Annotated in this window: 18 protein-coding genes; 5 read left to right on the top strand and 13 right to left on the bottom strand. The window is 54.4% G+C overall.

What is annotated here, in order from left to right; translation table 11 throughout:
- Nucleotides 1-151: 151 nt before the first annotated feature.
- On the bottom strand, nucleotides 152-1084 hold the full coding sequence (gene phnD, locus AC0Z7K_RS11015; protein ID WP_413529352.1) for a phosphonate ABC transporter substrate-binding protein: 933 nt from the start codon (nucleotides 1082-1084) through the stop codon (nucleotides 152-154).
- A 68-nt stretch (nucleotides 1085-1152) separates the two neighbouring features.
- Entirely contained in the window at nucleotides 1153-1989 is an 837-nt protein-coding gene (gene phnC, locus AC0Z7K_RS11010; RefSeq protein WP_413529351.1) for a phosphonate ABC transporter ATP-binding protein, read from the bottom strand.
- A gap of 161 nt (nucleotides 1990-2150) precedes the next feature.
- On the opposite strand from phnC, the gene dld reads away from it, so the two are divergent.
- Nucleotides 2151-3842, top strand: coding sequence for a D-lactate dehydrogenase (gene dld / locus AC0Z7K_RS11005; RefSeq protein WP_485614414.1), 1692 nt, complete (start codon nucleotides 2151-2153; stop codon nucleotides 3840-3842).
- A gap of 144 nt (nucleotides 3843-3986) precedes the next feature.
- Here the strand turns inward: dld and AC0Z7K_RS11000 are convergent, their stop codons facing one another.
- From AC0Z7K_RS11000 to AC0Z7K_RS10980, 5 genes are all read right to left on the bottom strand, one after another.
- On the bottom strand, nucleotides 3987-4577 hold the full coding sequence (locus AC0Z7K_RS11000; protein ID WP_485614413.1) for a Yip1 family protein: 591 nt from the start codon (nucleotides 4575-4577) through the stop codon (nucleotides 3987-3989).
- A 195-nt stretch (nucleotides 4578-4772) separates the two neighbouring features.
- On the bottom strand, nucleotides 4773-5381 hold the full coding sequence (locus AC0Z7K_RS10995) for a hypothetical protein (RefSeq protein WP_485614412.1): 609 nt from the start codon (nucleotides 5379-5381) through the stop codon (nucleotides 4773-4775).
- Nucleotides 5382-5603: 222 nt separating this feature from the next.
- A complete protein-coding gene (locus AC0Z7K_RS10990) occupies nucleotides 5604-6914 on the bottom strand; it encodes a c-type cytochrome (protein ID WP_485614411.1) in 1311 nt (436 codons plus the stop codon).
- A 2-nt stretch (nucleotides 6915-6916) separates the two neighbouring features.
- Nucleotides 6917-8626, bottom strand: coding sequence for a GMC family oxidoreductase (locus AC0Z7K_RS10985; RefSeq protein ID WP_485614552.1), 1710 nt, complete (start codon nucleotides 8624-8626; stop codon nucleotides 6917-6919).
- A gap of 116 nt (nucleotides 8627-8742) precedes the next feature.
- A complete protein-coding gene (locus AC0Z7K_RS10980) occupies nucleotides 8743-9462 on the bottom strand; it encodes a gluconate 2-dehydrogenase subunit 3 family protein (protein ID WP_485614410.1) in 720 nt (239 codons plus the stop codon).
- A 270-nt stretch (nucleotides 9463-9732) separates the two neighbouring features.
- Between AC0Z7K_RS10980 and AC0Z7K_RS10975 the strand changes: the two genes are divergently transcribed.
- Nucleotides 9733-10374 carry an aspartate/glutamate racemase family protein gene (locus AC0Z7K_RS10975; RefSeq protein WP_485614408.1) on the top strand — a complete coding sequence of 214 codons (642 nt, stop codon included), beginning with the start codon at nucleotides 9733-9735 and terminating at the stop codon, nucleotides 10372-10374.
- Nucleotides 10375-10485: 111 nt separating this feature from the next.
- Nucleotides 10486-10569 (top strand): small membrane protein YohP, encoded by an 84-nt coding sequence (locus tag AC0Z7K_RS10970; protein ID WP_019105993.1) that lies wholly within the window; start codon nucleotides 10486-10488, stop codon nucleotides 10567-10569.
- A gap of 83 nt (nucleotides 10570-10652) precedes the next feature.
- Here AC0Z7K_RS10970 and pbpG read toward each other — a convergent pair whose 3' ends face one another.
- The 4 genes from pbpG to AC0Z7K_RS10950 all read right to left on the bottom strand — a co-directional run bounded on the left by pbpG (nucleotide 10653) and on the right by AC0Z7K_RS10950 (nucleotide 14802).
- The gene (pbpG, locus tag AC0Z7K_RS10965) at nucleotides 10653-11591 is read right to left on the bottom strand and encodes a D-alanyl-D-alanine endopeptidase (protein WP_413529345.1); all 939 of its coding nucleotides are present in this window, start codon (nucleotides 11589-11591) and stop codon (nucleotides 10653-10655) included.
- A gap of 300 nt (nucleotides 11592-11891) precedes the next feature.
- Nucleotides 11892-12317 (bottom strand): VOC family protein, encoded by a 426-nt coding sequence (locus tag AC0Z7K_RS10960; protein WP_413529344.1) that lies wholly within the window; start codon nucleotides 12315-12317, stop codon nucleotides 11892-11894.
- Between the two features lie 51 nt (nucleotides 12318-12368).
- Nucleotides 12369-13298, bottom strand: coding sequence for a tRNA dihydrouridine(16) synthase DusC (gene dusC / locus AC0Z7K_RS10955; RefSeq protein WP_485614406.1), 930 nt, complete (start codon nucleotides 13296-13298; stop codon nucleotides 12369-12371).
- Between the two features lie 58 nt (nucleotides 13299-13356).
- On the bottom strand, nucleotides 13357-14802 hold the full coding sequence (locus AC0Z7K_RS10950; RefSeq protein ID WP_485614405.1) for an MFS transporter: 1446 nt from the start codon (nucleotides 14800-14802) through the stop codon (nucleotides 13357-13359).
- A 120-nt stretch (nucleotides 14803-14922) separates the two neighbouring features.
- Here AC0Z7K_RS10950 and AC0Z7K_RS10945 point away from each other — a divergent pair, with 120 nt between their 5' ends.
- Nucleotides 14923-15579 carry a helix-turn-helix transcriptional regulator gene (locus AC0Z7K_RS10945; RefSeq protein WP_485614403.1) on the top strand — a complete coding sequence of 219 codons (657 nt, stop codon included), beginning with the start codon at nucleotides 14923-14925 and terminating at the stop codon, nucleotides 15577-15579.
- A gap of 57 nt (nucleotides 15580-15636) precedes the next feature.
- Here the strand turns inward: AC0Z7K_RS10945 and rhlE are convergent, their stop codons facing one another.
- Nucleotides 15637-17034 (bottom strand): ATP-dependent RNA helicase RhlE, encoded by a 1398-nt coding sequence (gene rhlE / locus AC0Z7K_RS10940; protein ID WP_413529340.1) that lies wholly within the window; start codon nucleotides 17032-17034, stop codon nucleotides 15637-15639.
- 378 nt (nucleotides 17035-17412) lie between these two features.
- On the opposite strand from rhlE, the gene AC0Z7K_RS10935 reads away from it, so the two are divergent.
- A complete protein-coding gene (locus AC0Z7K_RS10935) occupies nucleotides 17413-18618 on the top strand; it encodes a multidrug efflux MFS transporter (protein ID WP_485614402.1) in 1206 nt (401 codons plus the stop codon).
- 511 nt (nucleotides 18619-19129) lie between these two features.
- Here AC0Z7K_RS10935 and AC0Z7K_RS10930 read toward each other — a convergent pair.
- Nucleotides 19130-19840, bottom strand: a complete 711-nt coding sequence (locus tag AC0Z7K_RS10930) for a Bax inhibitor-1/YccA family protein (RefSeq protein WP_013576373.1) — start codon at nucleotides 19838-19840, stop codon at nucleotides 19130-19132.
- Between the last annotated feature and the right edge of the window lie 102 nt (nucleotides 19841-19942).

Here is a 19942-nt window from a genome sequence, read left to right as displayed (position 1 = left end):
TCCGATTTTCAGATAGTCATTATTCCTCTCCCTGCGAAGGAGGAGGTCAGGAGCGGGTATTACCACAACATTAATGATAAAAGCATTCGCGTACTGAATTGCCATTAATACCCCACCCCGGCCTCCCCATTCACAGAAGAGAAGCTAAAGCTTAACGACCGCCTTTCGTCAGTTCGCGTTTCATATCAATAATCTGCTGATATTCCGCCAGTGACGTTTCGCCGATATGCTGTTTACCACCGACTGCTTTTACGAAGCAGGCGTGGTCTTCTTTATCCAGTTTCTTAATGGCAGAAACCAGTTTGGCTTTAAAGGCTGGCGGCAGATCGCTGCGCACTAAAATCGGGCCGTTAGGGATCAGCGGAGATTCCCAAATAATACGGATTTTCTTCATCAAATCCGGATGGTCCATGCGGATCATGCGGTTGAAAGCGCCGGAGGTATAACCGGTTTCACGATCGCCTATCATTGAAGCCCAGGTCACGGCGCCTTCGAACTGGCCGTTCAGCACGCCAAGGATATCCTGCTCATGACCGCCGGAAAAGGTCACGCTGGAGAAGAAGTTGTTATATTTATTGTCAGTGGTACCGCCAAATTCTTTCTTGAAAGTCTGGTTCGGGATCAGGTAACCGGAAGTGGAATCCGGATCAGCGAAGCCGAATGATTTACCTTTCAGGTCAGACAGTTTCTGGTAAGGGCTGTCGGCTTTAACAACAACAACGGAATGATAACCGCGGGATTTATCCGTATCGTCGATAACAATACCAACCAGGTCTACGGCTTTCGGGTTATTAATATAGACTGAGGCGAAAGACGAAGGTGACATGCTTAATACCATATCCACTTTCTTACCTAATAACCCCTGAATGACACCAGAGTAATCAGAGGAATTACGCAGTTTGGTATCGACATTTAATTCTTTATCGAAGAAATCTTTGACGCACTGATTATCACCGATTTGCTGAGTGGCATTTTGCCCGCCCAAAATACCCATATTTAATTCTTTCGGCGCATCTTCTGCCATGCTGTGCATTGCGGTAAAAGAACCTGCTACAAAGACTGCCAGACGTAATAACTTCTTCATGTAATGGTGACCTTGTGTAGATTGAGAGAAAGTAGAAATAAGGACTGCAAAATTAATAACGTTATATTTTAGCTGTTCACCGCTTCGTGCTCTTCACCGTATAACTGATGCAGAATCCCGTCAGTTAACTGATCCGGGTGACCATCGAAAATAATCTGCCCTTTGGCAATGCCAATGACGCGGGTGCAATAATCTTTCACCAGTTCGACTGAATGTAAATTAACCATTACCGCAATATTTTCTTCGCTGACTTTTTTCAGCGCATTCATGATGCGCAGGGTATTTTTCGGATCGAGCGAGGCGACGGGCTCATCGGCCAGCAAAATTTTGGGGTTTTGCATCAGCGCACGGCAAATCGCCACGCGCTGCATCTGACCGCCGGAAAGGTTTTCGGCGCGCTGTAACGCATGCGGCAACATGTGCAACCATTCGAGCAGTGAAATCGCGCGGGCGCGGTCTTCGTCATCAAACTGATTAAAAAAGGATTTGAATGTGGAAGTATGGCTGAGACGTCCGAGCAGAACATTGGTCAGCACATCAAGACGCGGTACCAGACAGAAATCCTGAAAAATCATGCCGCACCCTGAGCGCCAGCGGCGCAGCGCCTTACCGGTCAGCCCCGCCAGTTGCTGTTGTTCACCGTTTTCGTAATGACACACCACGCTGCCTTCGGTTAACGGAATGGTACCGTTGAGGACGTGCAACAGCGTGGATTTCCCAGCGCCGGAACGGCCAATAACCGCGACAAACTCACCGGCATGGAGATCAAAATTAATGTCATTCAGGACGCGCTGACCGGATTTATAGGATTTCACCAGGCCTTTGACGTCGAGTACTTTGTTCAGATGCTGCGGCCCGGCCTGAGGATATTCAGCCTGTGCCAGCTTAAGTTGTGCCTGCGCCATGATGCTGTCTCTCGGTTGCTTTCATTATCTGGCGTTCATTAAGCGCGAGTTTTATGACACATCAATGACGATTTAATGGACAGCGCGTGACAAAAAGAGACGAGATTAAGTCTATGATTGGAGGGTGCCAAATGCGCATCACGTCAAAAAAGGAAGATGAAATGGATAATCAGACACTCATCGCCGCATTGAAAGAGATTGCCGGCAGCCGCCATGTCCTCACCGGAGACAGTAATACCGAGCGCTACCGGAAGGGTTTTCGCTCCGGTGGCGGCAAAGCGCTGGCGGTCGTTTTCCCTCAAACGTTGCTGCAGCAGTGGCAACTGCTGAAAGCCTGCATCGCCGCCGACAAAATTGTCATTATGCAGGCCGCCAATACCGGTCTCACCGAGGGCTCAACACCCAGCGGCGAGGATTACGATCGCGATATTGTGATTTTCAGCACCCTGAAGCTGGATCAGATCCAACTGCTCGATGGCGGCCATCAGGTAGTAGGTTTCCCCGGCAGCACGCTCTACAAACTGGAAAAAATGCTCAAGCCGTATAACCGCGAACCGCACTCGGTCATCGGATCTTCGTGCATCGGTGCGTCTGTCGTCGGCGGGATCTGCAATAATTCAGGCGGTTCGCTGGTTAAGCGCGGCCCGGCCTATACCGAAATGGCGCTTTATGCACAGATAGATGAGCACGGCGAACTACGGCTGATTAATCATCTGGGCATTAATCTTGGTAAAACGCCGGAGGAGATCCTGAGCCGTCTGGAGCGGGCCGATTATCACGAGGCCGACATCCAGCACGATCAGCGGCTGGCATCGGATCACGATTATGCAGAACGCGTGCGCGAAGTGGATGCCGATACGCCATCGCGCTTTAACGCCGATGAGCGCAGGTTGTTTGAGGCCTCAGGCTGCGCCGGAAAGCTGGCAGTATTTGCGGTGCGTCTGGACACTTTCCCGGCCGAAACCCAGCAGCAAGTGTTTTATATCGGCACCAACAACACCGATGTTCTGACCGAACTGCGCCGTCAGATCCTGCGTGATTTCACCAATCTGCCGGTGGCGGGCGAATATATGCATCGCGATATTTTTGATATCACCGAAGTCTACGGCAAAGACACGTTCATGATGATCGACAAACTCGGCACCGATAAAATGCCGGATATGTTTACCGCTAAAGGCAAATTTGACGCGCATATCAGCAAAGTCCCTTTCCTGCCGAAAAACTTCAGCGACCGCGTGATGCAGTGCCTGAGTAAAGCCCTGCCTAATCATCTCCCGCCACGTATGAAGCAATACCGCGACCGCTTTGAACATCATCTGCTGCTGAAAATGTCTGGTCCAGGCATCGATGAGGCACGCAACTTCCTGACCCGTTTCTTCAGCGATGGTCAGGGGGATTTCTTTATCTGTTCCGCCGACGAAGGCAAGAAAGCGTTCCTGCATCGCTTTGCCGCAGCCGGTGCTGCCGTGCGTTATCACGCGGTGCATGAAAAAGAGGTGGAAGATATTCTGGCGCTGGATATCGCACTGCGCCGCAACGACCGCGACTGGTTTGAAACCTTGCCGGAGGAGATCGACAACCAGCTGGTTGCAAAACTCTATTACGGGCATTTCATGTGCCACGTTTTCCATCAGGATTACATCGTCAAAAAAGGCGCTGACAGCAAAGCCCTTAAACATCGGATGTTAGAATTGCTCGATGCCAAGGGCGCAGAATATCCCGCCGAGCATAACGTCGGGCATCTTTATCTGGCGAAACCTCATCTGAAGGAATTTTACCGGCAGGCCGATCCGACCAACAGCTTCAATCCGGGGATTGGCAAAACCAGCAAACTCAGAAACTGGCGGGAGTAATTCGCTGGTCGGAATTGCATGACTTTTCTCCCTACTCATCAACGCAAGGCTGGGATGGGTTATGGCGATTAAGATGCCATGAATAGCCCACCCCAACCCTGCGCTTCGCAGGGTTGGGAGCAAAGCGACTTCATCTGTTAAACGTTAAAATAACTTCGTGCCATAACCCCACATCAATACCGTCAGCGCGAGCAATAATTCGAGAACCAGAACCCCCATCGCCAGCGTTGAGCTGGAGAACAGGAAGCCTTCGCGGCGGTCAATATTGAGGAAGTTAGGAATACCGAGATACAGCAGATAACCGCTGTAGCACAGGCCAATAATCCCGACGAACAGGCATAACCAGACCATCGGATACAACGCGACAATACCGCTGAGGAACATCGGTGTGGCAACGTAGCCGGCGAACACAATACAGCTGTTGAGCGTCGGACGGCTGTCATAGCGACGCGCCATCCAGTAGATGATCCGCCCCATCAGGGCGACAGCGCCGAGCATCAGAACATAAAAAATAACGGCGATATAAGATGCGGTGAACATGGAAACCAGCAGTTTCTGTCCGTCACCGAAATTCCAGCCAAGCTGTGTTGTACCGATAAAGGAACAGATCACCGGGATCAGTGCCATCAGCAGCACATGGTGAGAATACACGTGTGATACAGTTTCCCGTTCACGCTGGATTTGTTGCAGTTCGGGACCGGGATGGGACATCAGCCCCCAGACATGATTTACCATGAAACACCCCCTTGTACGCCGAAAGCCGCCAGCGGCGTGCGAAGATAAGCCTTCGGTAATGCCCGGATATCTTGTCTCACAGGGGCACAGAGAAGGTGGCGACCTGTCTATATTATAGCCGTTATTGAAGACTCTGCTGATACAGCCAATCCCCCGCGCAAAGAGACTGGCCGTTTTCGGGCCTGTTTATGAAATTTAATGGATGTAACGGGCTGCGGTAAACGTGACGCCCACCAACACCACCATAAGACTGACAATCCACTGGATCACCCGAATTAAACTCTGACTCTGCTTCATCGCGTTTTCAGCAAATATCGCGGGGATTTTTGTCACGGCTACGTCAAGAGCACTGAACCTTTCATCCATTCTGGCGAAACGTTGATCTATCTTCTCGAAACGTTGGTCTATCTTGTCGAAACGCTGATCTATCTTCTCGAAACGTTGATCAATCTTGTCGAAACGCTGATCGATTTTTTCAAAGCGCGCCTCCACACGAACATTCATCTCCGTCACCACTTCCTTGATATGACATACCTGTTGTTCAAGCTTACCCACGCGCAGATTGGTGTCAGTGACAACGTCAGTCAGCTTGCTAACCTGCTGTTCGACCTTCCCCATTCTGAGATTCAGGCTGGCGATTTCCTCGCCGTTTTTGATCCCTTGTTTTTCGATATTATTGATCTGGTTTTGCATTAACTTCCTCCTTTGCATTCTTCCCTTAGGTTCTTCCGGACAGACTGGCGCGCCAGGCAAATAGAGCATCGGATTGACGGGCGAGATATCCATTGTTCTGAGTTGGTACATGCGTTGCTATCCTTCACGTAAATTTCCCTGTTCAGACATCCTTAATCTGCAGGCAGATTGCACTGTATGAATATCCACCTCAAATCAATTTATTACTCGTTTAATACACGAATATTTATGTATCTATACCTGCGAAATTTGCATTGACCAAACCAATAAATATCAAATAAAAGAGCCTCTTACGGGGCTCGGTTACAGCTTCAGTTTAACGGTGAAAGCAGTTTAGTGATGCTGCGGGTTCTGCAGCGCCATTGCACCGCCCTGAGTTTTACGCGCCTGTGTAACTTCTTCTTCACTGACGGCCGGGGCCTGATTGCCCCACGCGTTACGGATGTAGGTACTCACATCCGCCATCTGCCTGTCGGTCAGTTTCCAGCCAAATTCGGGCATGTCGGCGCTGGTTGGATTGCTGGCCGTTGCTGCTCCCTGCCCGCCGTTCATCAGTACGTGCAGGATGTTGGTCGGTGCGCTGGCTTGCACCCCGTTGTTACCCTTCAGCGCCGGCACCATGTTGCGTACGCCTTCACCGGAATTCTTGTGACAGGCCGCGCAGTTATCCGCGTAGAGGGCCTTGCCACTGGTCATCGCCGGGCTGGCCGCCAGTGGCGTCGACGCATCTTTGCTGCCGGGTAAACTTTTCAGGTAAACCGCAATGGCTTGCAGCTCGGAATCCGACAGATGCTGAAGCGAGTTGGTCACCGCTTCGGCCATCGGCCCGGAAGCCACGGTGCGGGCGTTAGCCCCGGTTTTCAGGTACTGAACCACCTCGTCTGTTCCCCAGTCGCCAATGCCCTGACGGGTATTGCCGGTAATTTCAGGGGCAAACCAGCCCTGCAATTCACCGCCCTGCAAATGCACACCAAAGTTATCGCCGCCCAGCGGATTTTTCGCCGTGTGACACGACGTACAATGCCCCAGCCCTTCCACCAGATACGCGCCACGGTTCCACTCCGCCGACTGAGCCGGATCCGCTTTAAACGGTGCGGTATCGAGGAACAGCAGGTTCCAGCCGAACATCATCATGCGAATGTTATACGGGAACGGCAGGTCAGTTTTCGGGCCATCGTAATGTACCGCTGGCACCTGGTCCAGGTAGGCTTTAATGTCTTTCAGATCCTGATCGCTGACTTTGGCGTAAACGTTGTAAGGCATTGCCGGATAGAGATTTTCGCCATTGATACCCTTGCCATTTCGCACCGCATTAATAAACTGCTGATCGGTCCACCCACCGATACCGGTTTCTTTATCCGGTGTGATGTTGGTGGCGTAAATCGTGCCAAATGGCGTGTTCAGGCCGTAACCACCGGCAAAAGGTTTACCGCCGCCCGGCGCGGTATGACAGGCAACGCAGTCACCGGCGAGCGCCAGATATTTACCCCGTTCGGTAGCGGTTTTACCGGTCATCGTCGCCGCAGCCGGTGCCTGAAATTCTCCAGACTGAATCGAATTGTGGCCAATTTTGTAACCGACAAAAACCAGGCCGCCAAGGGCGACCACACCCACAAGAACCGCAAATTTTTTCTTCACGCTCATGATTAACCCCTCACCAGCGGACCCGGAGATTTCAGATACTGAGTTTTGATGGCTTCCGCTGCCCACAGCGTCAGCGCGCCCACAGTACCGGTCGGGTTGTATCCGCCGTTATTGGCGAAGGCCGATGCCCCACACACAAAGACGTTATGCACATCCCAGCTTTGCAGATAGCGGTTTACGGCACTGGTTTTTGGATTGTCGCCCATGCACGCCCCCCCGGTGGTGTGCGAAGAAAGGTTGTCCATCGGCGAGAACGGTTTCGCCGTCGGTTCCTGACGCACGACAGTTTTCGCACCCATCGCGTGGGCAATTTCTTCCGAACGGTCGGCCATGAATTTGCCGGAGCGCTTATCGTTTTCGATCCAGTCGAAGGTCACACGCAGCAGAGGCTGGCCGTGGCGGTCCTTATAGTCTGGATCGAGATCGAGGAACACATCGCGGTGCGGGTAACTGTTCCCCATGCAATAAACGTTGTTGTAGTTCTGATAGCTGTGTTTGACCGCTTTTTTCCAGTCTGCACCCCAGCGCGGCGTGCCCGGCGGGACGTTATTGGAATAGCCGATCGGACGGCCATTGGTGGAGTGCACCAGCGCCACACCACCGCCGATGAAATCGTGACCGGTGTGATCGAAGTTGTCGCCGTTGAAATCGTCAATCGCCTGCGACAATGCACCGGCACCGATGAACGGATTCATCATTTCATCTTCAAAGAAGAAACCCGCGCCGGACACGGTCTGATAGGCATAGTTACGCCCCACCACGCCTTCGCCGGTTTTGTGATCGTAAGGCTGGCCAATGCCCGAAAGCAGCATCAGATGCACGTTGTCCATCTGGTAAGCAGAAATCACCACGATGTCCGCCGGTTGCTCCCACACCACGCCATCGCTGCCGATGAAGGTCACGCCGGTGGCGGTTTTGCCGTCGGCGGCTTTATTGACACGCAGCACTTCAGATTCAGTGATCACCGTGAAGTTAGGGCGCTGCATGACCGCAGGCAAAATGCAGGCATTCGGGCTACTCTTCGACCAGTTACCGCAGCCGAAGAATTCGCAGTAGCCGCAGTAGGTGCACGGCGCCATATTCACTCCCAGCGGGTTGGTATACGCGCCGGAAGTGTTGCCCGCCGGTACAGCAAACGGGTGATAGCCCATCTCACGGGTGGCTTTGTCGAAAATCATCGACAGCTCGGTGCGCTTAAGCGGCGGCAGCGGATAATCGCGGCTGCGCGGGCCTTCAAACACGTTACCGCCTTCGATCTTCTGCCCTTTGATATTGCCCGCTTTACCGGACGTCCCGGCGTAGCGTTCAAATTTGTCGTAGAAAGGTTCGATGTCATCATAGGTGACGCCCCAGTCCTGCACCTGCATCCCGTCGAGGAATTTCTCTTTGCCGTAGCGCTCCACCGTCTGGCTGTAGCTCTGGAAATCGTACGGCAGAAAGCGCCAGGTCATGCCGTTCCAGTGTGTGCCCGCACCGCCGACGTTCATGCCGAACTGATAGGTGTTGAATTCGCGCAGCGGCAGCGCCTGCTGGATAGGATTGTTACGAAACGTCAGGGTTTCCACCGCCGTCGGCTGCATGATCGCGCGGCGGCTGACGAAACGCAGCTCGTCAGTATCAATGGTGGTCGGGAAATCATTACTGGTGTCGCGCCATGAGCCGCGCTCAATCGCCACGACATTCAGCCCCGCCAGCGTCAGCTCATTCGCCATCAGCGAACCGGCCCATCCGAGGCCGACGATCACTGCATCGACCTTCTCACGTTTATTGTCATCTTTCTTGTGCTCCTGAGGATCTCAAAATGCCCGTGCCGTTTACGGACGGCTTTTTATGATTTTTCGTATCGGGTCAGCATACTGACGGGTTCGATGTGCAGATCTTCGCCACGGCGGTCGATCACATCGCGGAAGTCATATTTCGCACCGGGAAAACCCAGCATCTTCCAGCTCGCCATATCCTTGTTGCCGCCGTAAAGCGGATCGGAGAAGAAGCCTTCGCGCATGTTTTGCACCAGCATGTTAAAGAAAAGTGGACCGTTTACGCCGCTGAGCGGGATCTCGCCGGACTCGATGCGGCGCAGTAAATCATCCTGCTCAATGCCGGTCAGTTCAGTGAAGTTTTTTCCGCTGTTGCGGGCTTTGGCGACGTCATTCAGTGCCGCCAGACCGAGCTTGTAGCGCTCGGCAGGCGTGTCTTTATATTGAGGCCCCGCCTGTGGCAGACCATCCTGAATCACCGGACCGAGACGGTAGGTCGTCACCGCGTTGCCGTAATCACCACTCAGCTGGCGGTCAAGAAACACCGCGCAACCGGCCTCTTTACCGCCAATGCTCAGCTCATCGGCTGGAATAATGCGGTCAGCCAGGGTTTCAATCAGGCTGACCTCATCCGGCGTGAAGAAGGTCCATTCCCCTGCAACGACGGGTTTTGGCGGGCGTACCGAGTGAACAATCCACGGCATACCGCCCGAAAAGATTTTGGCTTTAACCTTCAGCGCGTTGCTGAACAACAGCACGGCCATCGAGGTCAGAAAATGTCTGCGTTTCACGATAATTCTCCTTGTTAACGCACTGTGGCGGGGCGTACCCACAAAAGGGACGTGGGCTTTGAATATGTGACGGAGATTATACGAAGATGTTAGATGAAAGTAAGATATTTCGAACCACATGGTTCATATTTTATTTAATAAATATCAATGCATTATGATTTTCGTAGTGAGTTAGCACACTAAGTAACAAATAGTTACAGGCAAAACGCCCTCCACAACACCTCAACAAACCGTTAACGTAAGGGCGAAGACTTTCCCCCGGAGACCACCATGCGCATCACCTGCTTACACACGGCAGACAGCAATATTGCCGTTTTCGACAACGCCGCCCGCCAGCTTGGGCTTATGCATCATGAAATTACGCATCTCTCGCGCCCTGATTTACTCGCCGCGGCGGAACGTGCCGGAGGGCTGACGGCTGAACTGCGCCAGCAGACGGCGGATTTGCTGATGAATCTGGCGGCAACCGCCGACCGGGTATTGCTGACCTGCTCAACGCTCGGTGCGGCGGCTACGCTTGCCAACGAAAGCAGCGCCGCGCCGGTCTTGCGCGTGGATCAGGCGCTGGCGGCACAGGCGATGCAGACGCCGGGAAACGTCGTGGTGCTCTGCGCAGTGGAAACCACGCTCGGCCCAACACGAACGCTGTTTGAGCAGGCAGAACAGCATCCGCAGGCGGCCCTTGAGGTGCGTCTGGTAAACGGCGCGTGGGATAAATTCAAACAGGGAAATCTGGCGGGATATTTACAGACCGTTGCCGCCGCCGCTGATGCGGCTTATCGTCAGGGCGCAAACTGCGTGGTATTGGCGCAGGCGTCGATGGCCGGTGCCGCGGAGCTGACACAAACCGGCGTGCCGCTGACCAGCCCGGTATGTGGCCTGCGCGCGGTAGTTGCCAAACCGGAGGCATAGGTTGCAGGCATCGGGCAGGCGAAAATCACAAGAGTGTCTATACTCAAGGTGAAATATCATTGGCTTAGCTGCGCGGGCCGGTGAAGGCTAAGAGAGAATTAAGGAAAAAACATGAAAATTATTCTGTGGATTATCGCCATTATCTTTATCGTCGGCTTACTTACCCTGACCGGGGTATTTAAACTGATTTTCTGATTGTTGCGTCTGAAAAAGTTTCCCTGCATAAACGAAAAGTCCGGCCTCTGCGCCGGACTTTTCGTTTTGATACCAAGTGCGAACTAGTCCTGCGCTTCTTCCACACTTGGCTGGGTTTTCTGCTGATCTTTCTGCTTACGGTAGTTTTTCGCAATCTGAGGAACAGGCACGGTTTTGCCGGTTTCCATCCAGGTGCGCAGACGGTTAGCATCCGCAAAGGCGGTGAATTTCCCGAAAGCATCCATCACGACCAGTGTCACCGGTTTGCCGTTGATCGTAGTGCGCATCGCCAGACAGTGCCCGGCGTCATCAGTGTAGCCGGTTTTGGTCAGCTGAATGCTCCACGACGGATTCATGATCAGATGGTTGGTATTTCGAAACGGCAAGGCATAAGCAGGATGGCTGAACACCGCGGTTTTTTCCGAGGTGGTGCTCAGTTCGCCAATCAGCGGATAGCGCTGAGAGGCCAGCAGCAGGCGGGTAAGATCACGCGCCGTCGAGACGTTGCGCGGCGACAAACCGGTCGGTTCGACATATCGGGTATGGGTCATACCCAGTGATTTAGCTTTAGCATTCATGGCCTTGATGAATGCACCGTAACCGCCCGGATAATGCGCAGCCAGGCTGGCTGCCGCACGATTTTCTGAGGACATTAACGCCAGCTGGATCATCTGACGGCGGGTAATTTCACTGTTGAGTTTCACGCGGGAGAACACGCCGCGCATCTCAGGGGTATTACTGATATCGATATTAATGACTTCATCCAGCGGCAATTTCGCATCCAGCGTCACCATGGCGGTCATCAGTTTAGTCAGGGAGGCAATCGGCCTCACCTCATCAGGATTTCGGGAGTAAATCACTTCGTGGCTTTTAAGATCAACCACCATAGCGCTGCCGGAAGCAATTTGAACAATCGGGGCGACAGCCTGCTCTTGCTTTGCAGCAAAGGCGGCAGGGGCAGACAACATGCCGGTGTTTAAGGCGAGTAAGCTCAGAACTAAAAGACGGATTTTCACATGCATTGCTCTGTATTTAAGAAAGTTGTCATAAATTCATGTCGAAACAGCCGCCGAATTATAAGTTAGGTGAATAGTCTTAGCACTCGCAATTTGCAAATCTATTTGTCACAAAGTCTGTCACTCAAGCCCCGCAGACTCGGGTTTGGCGAGTAAGCGAGCACTTGCGTGACGAAGAAAGCCATACTCAGAAATTTACAGCGCCGGTTTCAGCTGACGGCTGTCATTGGCGAACAGGTGAAGGCGTCAGAAAAAGATAAAAAAGGGAAGCTTAAACCGGCTCCCCTGTTGTTCTGACACTGTGAATTACTGATTTTCAATCAGATAACCGATCTCCTGCCCGTACGAAAGTTCGAGCGTATTGCCGTCGGGATCATCGAGAAAAGCCCAATAGCCTACGGGTGCGCCGGAATCGGTGGGTTCCTGACGCAGAACGCCTGCGGTGCGAGCTTCGGCCAGTTTGGCATCCATTGCTTCTTTCGACACGCAGGCCACGCCGAGGTGGCCGAATGGGCCGAGTTGGGTATCTCTGGATTCAGGGTCTTCCGCCAGAACGATGGCGAAGTGGCGGGTCATGTCGCTCAGCCACGCGACGGGTCGGGCGCTTGTGCCCCGCTCTCCACGCCGGTGGATGACTTTCATGTTGGCGAATTGTTGATAAAACGCGATGCTCGCATCGAGATCTTTTACAGCAAAGGCAATGTGGCTCAGGCCGATATCGTTGTTTTCCATGATACTTCTCCATTTTTAAGCGTTGCCGCGTGGAGAAGCCAGGGAAGGAAATCACCGGTTAATGCGTTCGGCAATATCCTTCGACGTATTCAACACGCGCACTTCAGTAAATAACTCTGTCGCTTCGGCGTACTCTTTGCGCAAATATCCCAGCCACTGTTTGATACGGGCGACGTGGTACAAACCGGTGTCCCCCTGCTTCTCGAGGCGGGTGTATTTTTGCAAAATGGTCATGACATCCGGCCACGGCATCCGTGGCGCGTTGTACTTGACCATCCGGCTGAGATTGGGAATATTTAGCGCGCCGCGCCCGAGCATCACCGCATCGCACCCGGTAATTTGCATGCAGGCCTGCGCACTGGCGTAATCCCAGATTTCACCGTTGGCAATCACCGGAATGCTCAGACGCTGACGGATTTCACCAATCGCCTGCCAGTTGATCCGCTCGGCTTTGTAGCCGTCCTCTTTGGTGCGGCCATGCACCGCCAGCTCCGTCGCGCCAGCCTGTTGCACCGCATCGGCAATCTCAAAGCTACGATCGAGAGAATCCCACCCGAGGCGCACTTTCACCGTAACCGGCAGATGCGCAGGCACGGCGGCGCGCATGGCTTTCGCGCCCTGATAAATCAGCTCCGGATCTTTGAGCAACGTTGCGCCACCGCCGCTGCCGTTGACCATTTTTGATGGGCAACCGCAGTTGAGATCGACGCCGTAAGACCCCAGTTCGACGGCGCGGGCGGCGTTTTCAGCCAGCCATTCAGGATATTGCCCGAGCAGTTGCACGCGAACGCGGGTACCGGAAGGCGTGCGGCTGTCGTGATGTAATTCGGGGCACAGGCGATGGAAGACTTTGGCGGGCAGCAGTTGATCGACCACACGCACAAACTCAGTGATGCACAAATCGTAGTCGTTCACTTCGGTCAGAAGTTCACGAACCAGGGGATCAAGTACACCTTCCATCGGAGCCAGTAATACGCGCATTGCAGTTCAACCCTTAAAAATGACGCGCAAGAGTACCGCAAGGCCCGTCTTCCGGCAATTACCCCTGTGACAAATCACGGCTTAAGCGATTCTCCGTGACGCTTTGCGAACGCCGCGCTTTCACCGAACGCCATGCAATCCAGACGGACAGCAAAGCGGGAACGGTGAATAACAGGAACATCCAGAATGCGGCGCTCGATGCACCGGCATCCCCCTGACTCACCCCGGCAAAGTTCGCCACGGTGCCCGCTAATGCCGCACCCAGCGCGGCAGCAAAGGATTGCACCACGGTTATCGACGCACCGGCTTTTTCACGGTCTTCCTCCGGCGCCTGCTGCAATACGCGGGTCAGCAGATGTGGCCAGCCGAGGCCGATACCGAAACCGGCCAGCGTCAGCCCGAGCACCACGCCGCTGATGTTCAGCCACGGCATCCCGAAAGCCACCGGCACGGTGAACAGCAGCAACAGCAGACCGGCGGCGAGGATCAGCGGCCCGAAGACAATGGCATTATCTGCCCGGCGACCTGTCCAGCCGGAGCTGGCAACTTCGCTGAGCGTCCAGCCCGCCGCCGCGGCGGCCGTAATGTATCCGGCGGCCAGTGGCGTCTGGCCATGCAGATGTTGCAGCAAATAAGGAACAAACAGCTCACAGCCGAGACCGATAATCAGCAGCGTCATCACCAGATATAAACCGTACAGCGGCGATGAAGTCCGCAGCGCATTACGCGGCAGCAGGCGCACATCGGCGGTAAATTCGCGATGACGTAAAATCAGCATCATCACTACTGCAATCACAAAACCGAGCAGGTTGGTCAGGCCGGAGGTGGATAAACTCCCCGCCGAGACTACCAGCACCGCACCGGTCAAAAGTGCCAGTTGCATCCACGGCAGCGGCTCTTCCGGCTGCTTGTCGCGTTGGGATTTCGGCAGCAACCGCCAGGCCCAGAAGCAGAAGAAGGCGGTGACCGGCAGCAGTAAACCGAACGCCCAGCGCCAGGCATGAAGTTCGGCGAAAATACCGCCGACCGCCGGACCGACCAGCGTCGCGATACCCCACATCGCCGAAATCAGTGCCATGGCACGCGGCCAGAGCGATTCTTTAAACAGCAGATTGATCATCGCGTAGGAGAGCGCAAACAGGAATCCGCCGCCCAGCCCCTGCAACGCCCGTCCGAGCAGCAGCACCGGCATACTCGGCGCGGCGGTACAGATAGCGGCACCGGCAATGAAAATGGCCGCGGCGGTGAGGTAGCTGCCGCGCGGTCCGGCGCTGCGCATCAGCCGCGCAGAGAGTGCCGAGCCAAGAATGGAACAGACTACGTACAGCGTGGTGTTCCACGCGTACCACGCCAGCCCGCCGATATCCTGCACCACCGACGGCAAAATTGTGATCACGATGTAACTGTTGGTGGCATAAAGCGCGACTCCGGCACTCAGGGTGATCGCACTCCCCCGGTTTTCTGCGCTGAATAAATCCTTCCACCCGCTCTGACTTTCCGACATTTCTCTGCATCCCTTTGGTTTGTTCTTTCCACGCATTGAAGCGCGTTGTGGTTGTGGTATGATTAAAACAAGAAATTACTTGGAATATGTTTTACGTAATCTAGAACCCGACGAGGTAATATGTCAAGCAGTGACTTGGAAAATAAAAATGACATCAGGCAAAGCGTCGCTGAGCGCATCCTGACGTTACTCAAAACCCGTGGGGAATTACAGGCCAGCGACGCCGGTCATCTGCTGGGTACCACCGGCGAAGCGGCACGTCAGCAGTTTGTTAAGCTGGCAAAAGACGGTCTGGTGGAAGCCAAATCCGTGTCGCAGGGCGTCGGACGTCCGGCGCAGTTCTGGCAGCTGACCGCGCAGGGCCACGCGCACTTCCCCGATGCGCATGCCGATCTGACTGTACAACTCTTACAGCTGATCCGCACTTCTTTGGGTGATTCGGCGCTGGAACAGCTGATCACCTCGCGGGAAAACCTGACGCTGGAAAATTACCGGCAGGCGATGGCCGGTGCCGATTGCCTGGAAGACCGGCTGCAACGGCTGACGGAAATCCGCACCCGCGAAGGCTATATGGCCGACTGGACACCACAGGAAGACGGCAGTTATCTGCTGGTGGAAAACCACTGCCCGATTTGCGCGGCGGCGGCGACCTGTCAGGGCTTCTGCCGTGCGGAACGCGATGTGTTCAGCAGCGTGCTGAAAGCACATGTCGAACGTACCGAGCACATTTTGCAGGGGGCGCGCCGCTGCGCCTATGTGGTCAGCCCTGAATCTTAAAAAACAGGCGAAAAAAAACCGCCGGTGAAGGCGGTTTAGTCTGGGACTGAGAGAAGCTTACTTGTTGCCGCTGCCCGCAGGACCGCTGCGACGCTGGCCTGCATGTGCAGGACGCGCGCGGGCCGGACGGTTTTCACCGGTGCCACGGTTTTCTGAGGTGCCGCTGCGTGCGCTGCTTCCGCCCGGACGCGGAGCGCCTGAACGTGGAGCACCGGAGCGCGGTGCGCCCGGACGCTGGCCCTGACGTGGAGCACCACGACCGCCGCCGCCACCGCTGCCCTGACGGCCATTGATGATAGGCTCTGCTTTGATGCTTGGATCTGGCTCATAACCTGGCAGTGCAACGCGTGGAATTTCACGCTTGAGCAGACGCTCGATATCACGCAGCAGTTTATGTTCATCGACGCACACCAGAGAAACCGCTTCACCAGTGGCTTCTGCACGGCCAGTACGGCCGATACGGTGAACGTAATCTTCCGGTACGTTTGGCAGCTCGTAGTTCACAACGTGCGGCAGCATGTCGATATCCAGACCGCGCGCGGCGATATCGGTCGCCACCAGTACGCGGACGGAACCGGCTTTAAAATCGGCCAGTGCACGGGTACGCGCACCCTGACTTTTGTTGCCGTGAATAGCGGCGGCAGTGATGCCGTCTTTATTCAGCTGCTCAGCCAGATGGTTCGCGCCGTGTTTGGTACGGTTGAACACCAGCACCTGTTTCCAGTCGCCTTCGCCAATCATCTGGGACAGCAGTTCTCTTTTGCGTTTTTTATCAACAAAGTGAACGGTCTGATCAATTTGCTCAGACGCGGTGTTGCGACGCGCGACTTCCACAGAAGCCGGGTTCGTCAGCAGCTTGCTCGCCAGGCCTTTGATCTCATCAGAGAAGGTCGCGGAGAACAGCAGATTCTGACGCTTGGCAGGCAGTTTCGCCAGCACGCGACGGATGTCGTGGATGAAGCCCATGTCGAGCATGCGGTCAGCTTCATCAAGCACTAAAATTTCTACCTGAGATAAATCAACAGCACGCTGGTGTTCCAGATCCAGCAAACGGCCAGGCGTTGCGATCAGAACATCCACACCACCGCGCAGTTTCATCATCTGCGGGTTGATGCTCACACCGCCAAACACCACCATCGAACGTAAGGTCAGGTACTTGCTGTAAGCCTGAACGTTTTCGCCGATTTGTGCCGCAAGTTCGCGGGTTGGGGTCAGGATCAGCGCACGAACCGGGCGACGTCCTTTGAATTGCGCATTGGTATGGCTGAGCATATTCAGCAGCGGCAGGGTAAAACCAGCGGTTTTACCGGTACCGGTCTGCGCGCTCGCCATCAGGTCACGACCTTGCAACACGACAGGGATGGCCTGACGTTGGATAGGCGTAGGTTCGCGATAGCCCTGTTCTTCAACAGCACGCAAAATTTCGGCACTTAAGCCGAGGGAATCAAATGACATATAAGGAAAAGCTCCAGTCCACTCTAACCCGAACGGGGTTCGGTGCAGTTTCAAGAGTGGATGATCAGACGAGGCAAATGAGGCATTACCACGAGGATTCGGCACAAACTGCAGTGCGCCAGTTGGGGCGATAATAGCACAGAACGCCGCTACGCGTGAAATTATCTCCTGTTGCCCTGTAACCAGTGATGACAATCACAGACGCGGGCGAAAAATTGTGACCGGATAATCTGCGGTCATAGTCCCAAACCTTGATACAGGATAATCAATTATAAACCTCATCAATACGTTCCCACTTTTTGCGTCCCCCTCCAGATATTCACTTGCTATGCTTGCGACAGCTCCCTCTTCACTCCATTAAGGCCATACCGCAGCGACATGGAAACCTGGAAAATCAATTTAATCTCCGTCTGGCTGGGGTGTTTTTTCACCGGCATGGCGATGAGTCAAATCCTGCCTTTTTTACCTCTTTATATTGAACAGCTGGGCGTCACCGACCACGCATCCCTCAGTTTGTGGTCCGGTCTGGTCTTCAGCGGCACATTTCTGGTTTCCGCCATCGTCGCGCCGTTATGGGGCAGCCTCGCGGATCGCAAAGGCCGCAAGTTAATGCTGCTGCGCGCGGCGCTGGGCATGGCGATTGTCATGATGTTGCAGGGCTTTGCCACCAACGTCTGGCAGCTGTTCATTCTGCGCACGCTGATGGGATTAACCTCCGGGTATATCCCGAATGCCATGGCACTGGTCGCCTCGCAGGTACCGCGGGATAAAAGTGGCTGGGCGCTCGGCACGCTCTCGACCGGTCAGGTGTCAGGCGTTATCATCGGCCCGCTGCTCGGCGGTTTCATGGCCGATCACCTCGGCCTGCGCACGGTATTTTTCGTCACCAGCGGTATGCTGTTTATCAGCTTCCTCATCACGTTATTCCTGATCAAAGAGCGCGTGGTGCCGGTAACCAAAGCCAACCGGCTCAGCGGCAAAGCGGTTTTCACTACGCTGCCCTATCCGTGGCTTATCGTCAGCCTGTTCGTGACCACCATGATGATTCAGCTGGCCAACGGCTCCATCAGCCCGATCCTCACGCTGTTTATTCGCGAACTCTCCTCAGACTCCAGTAATATCGCCTTTATCAGCGGCGTGATCGCCGCCGTTCCGGGTGTCTCGGCGCTGATGGCTGCGCCGAAACTCGGAAAACTCGGCGATCGCATCGGCGCGCACCGTGTGCTCATCGCCGCGCTGGTCTTTTGCTTCATCTTGTTCTGCCTGATGGCGCTCATCAACACCCCGACCCAGCTCGGCATTTTGCGCTTCATGCTCGGTTTCGGCGACGGTGCGCTGATGCCTGCCGTGCAGGCGTTACTGATTAAATACAGCAGCGATCAGGTCACCGGCCGGATCTTTGGTTATAACCAGTCCTTCATGTATCTGGGGAATGTTATCGGGCCACTGATCGGCTCGAGCGCCTCGGCGGTGCTGGGGTTCCGCTGGGTGTTTATCGTCACGGCAATACTGGTGTTGTTTAACACAGTGCAGGTGTGGTGGAGTTTCCGGCAGGTGCCGACGGGGAGAGTCAGAATCCCGTAGAGTTTGGATTGCAGGAGGCCGCTGCAATAGCGGCTTCAAAGCTCAAGCTAAACCGTGGGCGTCTGCCCACAAAGAAGGTTGAGCCGCTTTGCTTTGCTCCTCTCCCTCGAAGGGAAGGGAGCCGAACGAGTGGTTTTGATTTTTTGAAATGATCCGAGCCGGTGAAGTTGTGACCGAAAAAGAGTTGGCCGCGTTCAAAAATCACGCCGAGGAAGAGGTGGAAAACCGCGCGTCTGTTTGCGCGGGTTGTAACCCGCACCGAGGGAACCGCACAGCGGCGGGATTTTGCGGCAAGAGTTGAAGCAGCTGAAACATAGCCCGTCTGCACGGCACGTGTTTTAAAAAACGGGGGAGTCCAGAGGGCGCGCGTTTACGCGTCCTTTGGGCCGGTTTGGGCGGCAGCCCAAGGTCTTGACCTTGAATTTGCTATAAAAAGCCGCTCTATGCCCGGCAATGGCATAAAAAAAGGGCGCTTTTCAGCGCCCCTCTCAAATTTGCCATCAAAAACCGATTAACGACGGTTGCCGAAGATGCGTAACAGCATCAGGAACAGGTTGATGAAATCCAGATACAACGTCAGCGCGCCCACAATCGAATATTTGCGGAAATTATCGCGGTCATCCGCAGACAGCTGCGCGCCCATGTTTTTCAGCTTTTGGGTGTCATAAGCGGTCAGACCGACGAAGATCAGCACACCGGCATAAGAAATAATGTTCGCGAGGCCAGAGCTTTTCAGCCACATATTGACCAGTGAAGCCAACACCAGGCCGATCAATGCCATGAACAACATGCTGCCAATGCCGGTTAAATCACGCTTGGTCACGTAACCGTAAACACTCATCGCGCCAAACATACCGGCGGCAACAATGAACGTCCCGAAGATCGAGTCGCCGGTGTAAACCAGGAAAATGCTGGACAGCGTCAGGCCGGTCAGCGCCGAGTAGAGCATGAACAGACCGGTCGCGACCGTGCCGCTCAGGCGATTCACCATGCCTGAAATCACGAAGACCAGCGCCAGTTGCGCAATGATCAAACCGAAGAACGTAATCTGGCTGGAGAACACAAAGCTCATGATTTTTTCAGAGCCGGAAGCATACCAGGCGACAAATGCGGTCAGCAGCAAACCACAGAACATCCAGCCATAGACTTGCGCCATGTAGGCCTGAATGCCGGTATTCGCGCGTTCAACAATTGAACCATTACTGCGTGGATATCGATCCATGATGATTACCTTTTGCATGGAGGAAAAATGAGGCCAACACAGCCTCCCGATCTTCTAAGCGTATCACAGATAATGCAAAAAGCATGGGAGGCTTACGTGCGG

The organism is Rahnella sp. 1L-D-7-B-C2, assembly GCF_057290995.1.
The sequence above is the reverse complement of the archived record's forward strand: the minus strand, read 5'-3'. Positions and strand labels throughout refer to the sequence as shown.